Origin of the sequence: Streptomonospora sp. PA3 (assembly GCF_009728995.1) — a bacterium.
In the GTDB taxonomy this organism is placed as follows: Bacteria; Actinomycetota; Actinomycetes; order Streptosporangiales; family Streptosporangiaceae; genus Streptomonospora.
In genome coordinates, this window is sequence record NZ_VTZW01000010.1 from 581,571 (window position 1) to 592,284 (window position 10,714).

General features: G+C 71.5%; 5 protein-coding genes. All 5 read right to left on the reverse strand.

The features are described 5' to 3' along the window. Positions 1–10 precede the first annotated feature (10 nt). On the reverse strand, positions 11–481 hold the full coding sequence (rpsG, locus tag FZ103_RS14815; RefSeq protein WP_156001701.1) for a 30S ribosomal protein S7: 471 nt from the start codon (positions 479–481) through the stop codon (positions 11–13). Positions 482–483: 2 nt separating this feature from the next. Continuing rightward, a complete protein-coding gene (gene rpsL / locus FZ103_RS14820; RefSeq protein WP_040274940.1) occupies positions 484–855 on the reverse strand; it encodes a 30S ribosomal protein S12 in 372 nt (123 codons plus the stop codon). A 530-nt stretch (positions 856–1,385) separates the two neighbouring features. After that, entirely contained in the window at positions 1,386–4,793 is a 3,408-nt protein-coding gene (locus FZ103_RS14825; protein WP_186356316.1) for a DUF4190 domain-containing protein, read from the reverse strand. A 157-nt stretch (positions 4,794–4,950) separates the two neighbouring features. Beyond that, positions 4,951–8,826, reverse strand: coding sequence for a DNA-directed RNA polymerase subunit beta' (locus tag FZ103_RS14830; RefSeq protein WP_186356317.1), 3,876 nt, complete (start codon positions 8,824–8,826; stop codon positions 4,951–4,953). A 34-nt stretch (positions 8,827–8,860) separates the two neighbouring features. Beyond that, a partial coding sequence (locus FZ103_RS14835; protein WP_156001704.1) for a DNA-directed RNA polymerase subunit beta occupies positions 8,861–10,714 on the reverse strand: 1,854 nt, incomplete at its 5' end.

Consider the following 10,714-nt stretch of genomic DNA (forward strand, 5'->3'; position numbering starts at 1 on the left):
GCCGCGGGGATTACCAGCGGTAGTGGGCGAAGGCCTTGTTCGACTCCGCCATCTTGTGGGTGTCCTCGCGGCGCTTGACGCTGGCGCCCAGTCCGTTGCTGGCGTCGACCAGCTCGTTCATCAGCCGCTCGGTCATGGTCTTCTCGCGGCGCTGGCGCGCGTAGGTGACCAGCCAGCGGAGAGCCAGAGTCGTGCTGCGGGACGAGCGGACCTCGACCGGCACCTGGTAGGTGGCGCCACCGACACGGCGGCTGCGCACCTCAAGGGCGGGCTTCACGTTGTCCAGCGCACGCTTGAGCACCACGAGCGGGTCCTGGCCGGTCTTCTCGCGCGCGCCTTCGAGTGCCTTGTAGACGATGCCCTGCGCGATCGAGCGCTTGCCGTCGAGCAGCACCTTGTTGATCAGCGAGGTGACGAGCGGCGATCCGTAGACCGGGTCGGTGATGAGCTGGCGCTTCGGCGCCGGGCCCTTGCGCGGCATGCTTACTTCTCCTTCTTAGCGCCGTAACGGCTGCGCGCCTGCTTGCGGTTACGCACGCCCTGGGTGTCGAGTGAGCCGCGGACGATCCGGTAGCGGACACCCGGCAGGTCCTTCACACGACCGCCGCGCACGAGCACGATGGAGTGCTCCTGGAGGTTGTGTCCGATCCCCGGGATGTAGGCCGTGACCTCGATCCCGCTGCTCAAGCGCACACGGGCGACCTTGCGCAGGGCGGAGTTCGGCTTCTTGGGCGTAGTGGTGTAGACACGCGTGCACACACCACGACGCTGCGGACTCCCCTTCAGCGCCGGGGTCTTGTTCTTTGCGACCTTGTCCTGTCGGCCCTTGCGGACCAGCTGCTGGATGGTGGGCACCGCGTCTCCGTCTTTCTCGTGACCTACGCCGGTTCTTCTTAGCCGATGTGTCCCTGTGACCTGCTGGACTTCCCGTCCTCCCCTGCCCCCGCATCCGGGCGTGTCGCGCTCTACCCCGAGCATGGCGGAGACCGGATAACGTCCGACCCTGCGGTCGTTTCTCTGGGAGGAGGTATCACGCGCCGCTCTCTGCGCTGTTCGGCCGATGCCGTTCGCAAAGTGCGCACGTGCTGACCCGTCGACTCACGGGCACGAATTTACAGAGTACCGAAGCCTCTGTAGCAGGTCAAAATGACGACCTGTGACTTCGGTACCCGCGTTCCGCAGCCTCATGCTGTCGTAGGTCTACCTCTAGTGTACGGGCTTTGGCGAGTGCTCGCGCGTGATATCCGGACTCGGGACCGCGGCCGTGCCGAATCCGCCGGCGGCGCGGCGGATCGGCCCCGATACACGGGTGCCCGGGGCGGTCGCGACCGCCCCGGGCGCTTGAGCCTGCCCGCCACCCTGCCGCGGGCGGCGCAAAGCAGGGGTCAGGAGAGGACGACGAGCCCCACGAACCCCGCGAACTGCAGCACGAACAACCCGATCCCCGCCCAGGCCAGGATCGTGCCCAGCTTGACCAGGTTGAGCCCTTCCAGCTCGCCCTGCGAACGCCGGATCGCGCGCCGGGCGCGCGGTCCCATCACCAGCGCCGCGATGGCCGCGATCAGGCCGAGCACCGGCAGCAGCGCGGCGATGCCCAGCCACAGGGTGGCCGAGGCCTCGGGCGCGGTGTCGGGCCAGTGGTCGATGTTGTCGTAGCCGGGATAGGGGTCGCCGGCCGCACCGCCCGGCGGACGGTCGAAGCCGGGGAAGTCCTCCCTGATCGGATCGCGCGCGGACCGGCCCCGCCGGCCGCGCGGATCCTCCTCGCCTGCATGGCCCTCGTAGCCGCCCTGGTACCGGTCCGCTTCGCCGGAGTACTGGCCGCCGTACCCCTCCGGTCCGCCCTGGTGGTGGGCGGGACCGTAGCCTTCAGGGGCGTAGCCCCCGGGCGCGGGTTCGCCGGCCCGGGAGCCGTAGCCCAGCGGCCCGTCCGACTCGCCGAAGTCCATGGCCGCGGTGGCCGGTCCCTCCGAATCGGCGTGGCCGGGCCCCCTGTGATCGGCGGAGGCCGGCCCGCCATAGGGGGAGCCGTGCTCGCCGGCGTAGCCCTCGGGGCGCGGCGCTTGCCCACCGCGCCTGTCGGTGTACTCCGGCGGAATCCCCGACGCGGTGTCGTGGGACTCCGGCCCGGCGGGCGCGTAGCCGGTCTCGCCCGGAGCCGCGTAGGCGCCGCCGGCCTGGCCGGAGGGGCCGTAGTACGCGGGCCCGCCTCCGGTGCCCGCGCCGTGGTCGGCCCCCTGGGCCCAGGCCGGCCCGCCGCCGTACTCCCCGTACTCGCCGTGCGCCCGGTACCCGCCGCCGCGGCCGTAGGCGTCGGTCTCGCCGTAGGCGCCGGGATCGGCGTACTCGCCGGACCGGCCGCCATCTCCGTAGGCTCCCGGCTCGCCGCCGTCTCCGTACGGCCCGGGCTCGCCGTACCGCCCGGAACGCGGGTCGTACCGGCCGGGCTCGCCGTAGGGGTCGCGGTGGCCGTAGCGGTCGCCCGGCGCCGGATCCTCGCCGGAGGGGGCTGGATCACCGGCACGCAGGTCCGGGCCCAGCTCGTCGCCGGCGTAGGAGGGCCCTCCGCGGCGCAGATCGGGGCCGAGCTCGTCGGAGACCGCGGGCATCTCCTGCGTGCCCGCGCCGACGCTCCCACCGGGCTCGGACCCGCTCTCGGGCCGCTCGCCGCCGGGCGCCTGGGCTCCGGCCTCCTCCTCACGCCGGGCGCGCGCCTGCTGCGCGGCGATGACCGCGAGCGGATCGCCGCCCAGATCGGTGACCGGCGCCGCGGAGGACGGCTCCTCGCCGAAGCCCGAGTGCGGCCGCGCGGCGTCCGCGTCGTCGTCCTTCGCGTGCAGGAACGCCGTGGTGTGCTCGGGCGAGCCGTCGCGCCGCTTGCGCTCGGCCTCGGCCGCGGCCTCGCGGACGCTCTCCGGCAGCCGGGTGTCGTCGCGGCTGAAGGCCCAGGTGTTGCCGCTGCCCGTGCCCAGGCCGCCGCCGAGCTCGTCGCCGGCACCGTGCTCGGGCCGGCCGGAGGTCTCGGCGCCCTGGTCGAATCCGCGCTCGGCGGATGCGGAGGAGGGCTCGGCCAGGGGGTCGCCCGACCGGCCCCGGGACGGCGGTTCCTCCCAGGAGCGCGCCGGCTGCGCGGCCTCGCCCTCCTCCGTCTGGATCCGGTGGGAGTAGGGGCGCGACAGCTCGTCGTCGTAACCGTCGGAGCCGGCCTGCCCCTCGCGCGCCGGACCGGCGCCGGGGCCCTCGGAACGCGGATCGTCGAGGGGGTCGCCGGCGCGGGGTTCCCACCGCGGCAGCGGTCCGGGCTCGGGGTCGAGCCGGTAGCCGGCGCCGGAGGGGTAGCGCTCGGGCTCTTCGCCCGGCGCCGGCTGGTGGGCCGGCGGCCGCTGGTCCGAATGGGCGGGGGTGTCGCCGCCGGGCTCCCACCGCGGCTCCTCGGAGCTGCCGCGGGGGTCGCGCCGATCGGCGCCGACCCATCCGGAGGCCGGCTCGGCGGCCCGAGGGGCGCCGGCCGCGTGGTCGCGGGCTCCGGGCTCCGGGGTGGCCCCGCCGGACTCGCGTTCGGCGCCTTCGGGGGTGGAGCCCGCGGACCAGGGCTGGGCGGACTCCTGCCAGGCTTCGGCTCCGCCGGGCTCCCAGGCGCCCGGTGCGGACCCGCCGACACCGGCGTAGGGCTGGTCGCCGGACCCGGCCGCGGCGTAGCCGTAGCCGAAGGTCGCCCCGGCGGTGTCCGGTCGGCCCGGCCCTCCCGCGCCGCCGCGCCGGCCGCCGTCGTCCCAGGGGGCGGGGGTGTCCGGCGCGGCGAAGCGCTCGCCGCCCGGTTCGCGACCGGAGGCGGGGTCGGCGGGCCCGGGGGTGTCGCGCCGGGTGGGCTCGGCCGCCTCGGGATCACCGCCGGCGGGGAACGGCTCGGTGTCCGGACCGCTCTCGCCGCCGGCCGACTGCTGATCGGGGCCCCGTTGTGCGGCGGACGCGCCGGCGGCCTGCGCCGGTCCCTCCGCGTCCGCGCCGCCTCCGGGGGCGCCCGTGTCCGGTCGGGAGCGTGCCGAGGACCCGAAGCCGGGGTAGCCGCCGGTGCCTTCGGCCGTGTTCAGCGGGGCCTCCGCGGCTCCGGCTCCCGGCGTGCCGGGCAGCCGGTAGCCGGCCACGGTGCCCTCGCTCGGCGCCTGCGCACCGGCGGGTTCGCCGTATCCCGGCCGGGCCGGGAAGGCCGGACCGTCCGGGCGATCGGCGTCGTCGCGGGCGGAGCCGAAGCCGCCGCGGTACTCGTCCGCGCCCGCGGGCCCCCCGCTCGGCCGCCACTCGCCTGCCATGCCGCCGGATCCTGCCGGGGCCTCGGCGGAGGCCGCGTAAGGACGGCTGGGCCACGGCCCGCCCTGCTCGCCGGCGGGTTCCGCGGGGCCCCCGCCGCGCGGGTCGGCGGGCAGCCCGAGATCGCCCAGCGCCGAAGGGTAGGGCTCGGCCATCGGCGGACGCCGGCCGCCCGCACCCGGGTAGCCGCCGGTGTCGGGGAAGGCTCCCCGCGGACGGCCGGCACCGTCCTGCTGCGCACTCTGCGGGAACGTCCGCCCGGCGCCCGGCCGGCCCGGTCCCTCCTCGCCGGCCTGGTGTCCCGGCGCGCCGAGCCGGCCCGCGTCGCCCCCCTCGGCGGCGCCGGCCTCGTGCTCTGTGTCCTGGTACTGGGACTGTGTCCGGTGGCGGTCACCGCTCGGGGTGAACCACGATTCCGCAGCGTCGTTGCGGGCGTTGTGGTCACCGTCGGACGGCCCGTACCGCTGTCCCCCGTTGTCCGTCACTGTCTTCGATCTCCCGACCGCGCGTACGCGCTGCTCTCCCCATCCGTTTACGAGTATGCCGACCCGCAACGACGAACGGCGGCAGCCCACCCGGGAACCGGGTGGACTACCGCCGCCGCTCGATCAATCAATCGATCCCGCCGATGGACTCTTCAGGTCACCTGTTGTAGGGACCGAAGTCGTACTCCTCCAGCGGCACGGCCTCTCCCGAGCCCTGCCCGAAGGTGTACTCGCTCGGCTCCTCGTAACCCGAAACGGAGTACATCGACGCCTTGGCCTCCTCGGTGGGCTCCACCCGGATGTTGCGGTACTGCGGCATGCCCGTACCGGCCGGGATGAGCTTACCGATGATGACGTTCTCCTTGAGGCCGACCAGCGGATCGCTCTTGCCGTGGATCGCGTTCTCGGTGAGCACGCGGGTGGTCTCCTGGAACGAGGCCGCCGACAGCCACGACTCCGTGGCCAGCGACGCCTTGGTGATGCCCAGCAGCACCGGGCGCCCGGCCGCGGGCTGGCCGCCTTCGGCCACGACCCGGCGGTTGATCGACTCGAACTTGGGCCGCTCGACCATCTCGCCGGGCAGCAGCTCGGAGTCGCCGGACTCGAGGATGTTCACCCGCTTGAGCATCTGCCGCACGATGATCTCGATGTGCTTGTCGTGGATCGAGACACCCTGCGACTTGTAGACCTCCTGCACCTCCGACACCAGGTGCTGCTGCACGGCCCGCGGGCCCTGGATGCGCAGCACCTCGTGCGGGTTGATGGCGCCCTGGATGAGCTGCTGGCCGACGGCGACGTGGTCGCCCTCGCTCACCAGCAGCTGGGCCCGCATCGGCACCGGGTAGGAGATCTCGTCGGACCCGTCGTCGGGGACCAGGATGATCTTCCGGCTCTTCTCGGTGTCCTCGATGCGGATCCGGCCCTCCAGCTCGCTGATCGGGGCCACACCCTTGGGGATGCGGGCCTCGAACAGCTCGGTCACACGCGGCAGGCCGTGGGTGATGTCCTGGCCGGCCGAGCCGCCCATGTGGAAGGTCCGCATGGTCAGCTGGGTGCCGGGCTCACCGATGGACTGCGCCGCGATGATGCCGATGGCCTCGCCGACGTCGACGGGCTTGCCCGTCGCCATCGAGCGGCCGTAGCAGGTGCTGCACACGCCGATCTTGGCCTCGCAGATGAGCGAGCTGCGCACGCGCACCCGCTCGACCCCGTGGGCGACCAGCTTGTCGATGATCGTCTCGGAGGTGTCGGTGCCGGCCGGGACGACGACCTTGCCGTCCGCGACCACGTCCTCGGCGATCGTCCGGCCGAAGCCGGTGTTCTCGACGTTGTGCTTGCGCACCACCGTGCCCGCGGCGTTCTTCTCGCCGACCTCCTGCCAGAGCGAGCGGTCGGTGCCGCAGTCGACCTCGCGCACGATGACGTCCTGGGCGACGTCGACCAGGCGCCGGGTGAGGTACCCGGAGTCGGCCGTACGCAGCGCGGTGTCGGCCAGGCCCTTGCGCTGGCCGTGCGTGGAGATGAAGTACTCCAGCACGGACAGGCCCTCGCGGTAGGAGGACTTGATCGGCCGCGGGATGGTCTCGCCCCGCGTGTTGGAGACCAGGCCGCGGATGCCGGCGATCTGGCGGACCTGCATCGGGTTGCCTCGGGCACCGGAGTTCACCATCATCCACACCGGGTTGTCGGCGGGAGCGTTGTCCTCCATGTCCTTGGCGACCTCGTTGGTGGCCTTGGTCCAGATCTCGGTGAGCTCCTGGCGGCGCTCGTCGTCGGTGATCAGACCGCGGTCGAACTCGCGCTGGATCTTGTCGGCCTGGCGCTCGTAGCCCTCCAGGATCTCGGTCTTGCGCGGCGGCGCGAGCACGTCGGAGATCCCGATGGTCAGGCCCGAGCGGGTGGCCCAGTGGTAGCCGGCGTCCTTGAGCGCGTCGAGCGTGGTGGCGACCTGGACCTTGGGGTAGTTCTCGGCCAGCTCGTTGACCAGGGCGGACACCTGCTTCTTGCCCACCTGGTAGTTCACGAACGGGTAGTCCGAGGGCGTGGTCTCGTTGAAGAGGTACCGCCCCAGGGTGGTCTCCAGCACGTAGGACTCGCCGGGCTCGTGGCCCTCGGGCGCGACCCAGTCGCGCGGCGGCGGCACGTCGCCGTCGATGCGCAGCTTGATCGGCGCCTGCAGGTCCAGCTCGCCCAGGTCGTAGGCCATGATGGCCTCGGCCGGCGTGCGGTAGGCCTGGCCCTCGCCCAGAGCACCCTCCTTGCGGGTGGTGAGGTAGTACAGCCCGATGATCATGTCCTGGGTGGGCATGGTCACCGGCTTGCCGTCGGAGGGCTTGAGGATGTTGTTGGTGGCCAGCATCAGCAGCCGCGCCTCTGCCTGGGCCTCGGCGGACAGCGGCAGGTGGACCGCCATCTGGTCGCCGTCGAAGTCGGCGTTGAACGCGGTGCACACCAGCGGGTGGATCTGGATGGCCTTGCCCTCGACCAGCTGCGGCTCGAAGGCCTGGATGCCCAGGCGGTGCAGCGTCGGCGCGCGGTTGAGCAGCACCGGGTGCTCGGTGATGACCTCTTCGAGGACGTCCCAGACCACCGGGCGGGAGCGCTCGACCATGCGCTTGGCGCTCTTGATGTTCTGCGCGTGGTTCAGGTCGACCAGGCGCTTCATCACGAACGGCTTGAACAGCTCCAGCGCCATCTGCTTGGGCAGGCCGCACTGGTGCAGCTTGAGCTGCGGACCCACGACGATGACCGAGCGGCCGGAGTAGTCGACGCGCTTGCCCAGCAGGTTCTGCCGGAACCGGCCCTGCTTGCCCTTGAGCATGTCCGACAGCGACTTCAGCGGACGGTTGCCCGGCCCGGTGACCGGGCGGCCGCGGCGGCCGTTGTCGAACAGCGCGTCGACGGCCTCCTGCAGCATCCGCTTCTCGTTGTTGACGATGATCTCGGGCGCGCCGAGGTCGAGCAGCCGCTTGAGGCGGTTGTTGCGGTTGATGACCCGGCGGTACAGGTCGTTCAGGTCCGAGGTGGCGAACCGGCCGCCGTCGAGCTGCACCATCGGGCGCAGGTCCGGCGGGATGACCGGAATGCAGTCCAGCACCATGCCCATGGGGCTGTTGCGGGTGTTCAGGAACGCCGAGACGACCTTGAGGCGCTTGAGGGCGCGCGCCTTCTTCTGGCCCTTGCCGCTGCGGATGGTCTCGCGCAGCCGCTCGGCCTCGGCGTCGAGGTCGAAGTTGGCCAGCCGCTCCTGGATCGCCTGAGCGCCCATGCCGCCGCGGAAGTACTTGCCGAAGCGGTCCCGCATCTCGCGGTAGAGCATCTCGTCGCCCTCGAGGTCCTGGACCTTGAGGTTCTTGAAGCGGTTCCAGACCTCTTCGAGCCGGTCGATCTCGCGCTGGACCCGGTCGCGGATCTGGCGCATCTCGCGCTCGGCCGACTCGCGGACCTTGCGGCGCGCGTCGCCCTTGGCGCCCTGCTCCTCCAGCTCGGCGAGGTCGGCCTCAAGCTTCTTGTGGCGCTCCTCGACGGCGGAGTCGCGGCGCTGCTCCAGGTGCTGGCGCTCCACGGAGATGCGCGCCTCCAGGGACTGCAGGTCGCGCTCGCGGGCCTCGGTGTCGACCCAGGTGACCATGTAGGCGGCGAAGTAGATGATCTTCTCGAGATCCTTCGGCGCCAGGTCCAGCAGGTAGCCCAGGCGGCTGGGAACGCCCTTGAAGTACCAGATGTGGGTCACCGGGGCGGCGAGCTCGATGTGGCCCATGCGCTCACGCCGGACCTTGGCCCGGGTGACCTCCACACCGCAGCGCTCGCAGATGATCCCCTTGAAGCGGACCCGCTTGTACTTGCCGCAGTAGCACTCCCAGTCGCGGGTCGGGCCGAAGATCTTCTCGCAGAAGAGCCCGTCCTTTTCCGGCTTGAGGGTGCGGTAGTTGATGGTTTCCGGCTTCTTGACCTCGCCGTGCGACCACTGGCGGATTTCGTCGGCGGTCGCCAGGCCAATCCGGAGCTCGTCGAAGAAGTTGACGTCGAGCACTTAATTCGTCCCCTGCTCTTGAAGATCGCGGAAGTTAGACCTCTTCGACACTGCTCGGCTCGCGCCGGCCCAGGTCGATTCCCAGTTCCTCCGCCGCGCGGAAGACGTCCTCATCGGTATCCCGCATCTCGATGGACATGCCGTCGCTGGACAGCACCTCCACGTTCAGACAGAGCGACTGCATCTCCTTGATGAGCACCTTGAACGATTCGGGGATGCCCGGTTCGGGGATGTTCTCGCCCTTGACGATGGCCTCATAGACCTTCACGCGGCCCAGCACGTCGTCGGACTTGATGGTCAGCAGCTCCTGCAGGGCGTAGGCGGCCCCGTAGGCCTCGAGGGCCCAGACCTCCATCTCGCCGAAGCGCTGGCCGCCGAACTGCGCCTTACCGCCCAGCGGCTGCTGGGTGATCATCGAGTACGGGCCGGTGGAGCGTGCGTGGATCTTGTCGTCGACCAGGTGGTGCAGCTTGAGGAAGTAGGTGTAGCCCACCGCGATCGGTTCGGCGAACGGCTCACCGGTGCGGCCGTCGTAGAGCTGCGCCTTGCCGTGCTCGTCGACCAGCCGCACACCGTCCTCGTTGGGCAGGCTGGAGGCCAGCAGGCCGCCGATCTCGTCCTCCGCCAGGCCGTCGAAGACCGGCGTGGCGACCTTGGTGCCCGGCGAGATGTCGGTGGCGCCGATGTCGGCCATCGCCTGCTTCCAGGCGGCGTCGTCGCCCTCGACCTTCCAGCCGTTCTGGGCGAGCCAGCCCAGGTGGATCTCCAGGATCTGTCCGACGTTCATGCGGCCGGGCACACCCAGCGGGTTGAGCACGATGTCGACCGGAGTGCCGTCCTCCATGAACGGCATGTCCTCCTGCGGCAGGATCTTGGCGATCACACCCTTGTTGCCGTGCCGGCCCGCGAGCTTGTCACCATCGGTGATCTTGCGCTTCTGCGCCACATACACCCGCACCAGCTCGTTGACCCCGGGCGGCAGCTCGTCGCCCTCCTCGCGGCTGAACACCCGCACCCCGATGACCTTGCCCGACTCGCCGTGGGGCACCTTCAGCGACGTGTCGCGCACCTCACGCGCCTTCTCACCGAAGATCGCCCGCAGCAGCCGCTCCTCGGGCGTCAGCTCGGTCTCGCCCTTGGGCGTGACCTTGCCCACCAGGATGTCGCCGTCGATCACCTCGGCCCCGATGCGGATGATGCCCCGATCGTCCAGATCGGCCAGCACCTCCTCGCTGACGTTGGGGATCTCCCGGGTGATCTCCTCGGGCCCCAGCTTGGTGTCGCGCGCATCGACCTCGTGCTCCTCGATGTGGATCGAGGAGAGCACGTCGTCTTGGACCAGGCGCTGGGACAGCACGATGGCGTCCTCGTAGTTGTGGCCCTCCCAGGACATGTAGGCCACCAGCAGGTTCTTGCCCAGCGACATCTCGCCCTGGTCGGTGGAGGGCCCGTCGGCCAGCACCTGGGCGGCCTCCACCCGCCGGCCCTCCTCGACGATCGGGCGCTGGTTGAAGCAGGTGCCCTGGTTGCTGCGGCGGAACTTGCCCAGCCGGTAGGTGGTGCGGGTGCCGTCGTCGGCCATCACGGTGACGTAGTCGGCCGTGACGTCCTCGACCACCCCGGCCTTGTCGGCCAGCACGACCTCGCCGGCGTCGGTGGCGGCCCGGTACTCCATGCCGGTGCCCACCAGCGGCGACTCCGCGCGCAGCAGCGGCACCGCCTGGCGCTGCATGTTGGAGCCCATCAGCGCCCGGTTGGCGTCGTCGTGCTCCAGGAACGGGATCATGGCCGTGGCCACCGAGACCATCTGGCGCGGCGAGACGTCCATGTACTCCACCTCGTCGGTGGAGACCGCCTCGAACTCCCCGCCCTTGCGCCGAACCAGCAC

Coding starts and splice junctions, on each gene's coding strand:
- rpsG (WP_156001701.1), bottom strand. CDS start 481: ATGCCGCGCAAGGGCCCGGCGCCGAAGCGCCAGCTCATCACCGACCCG.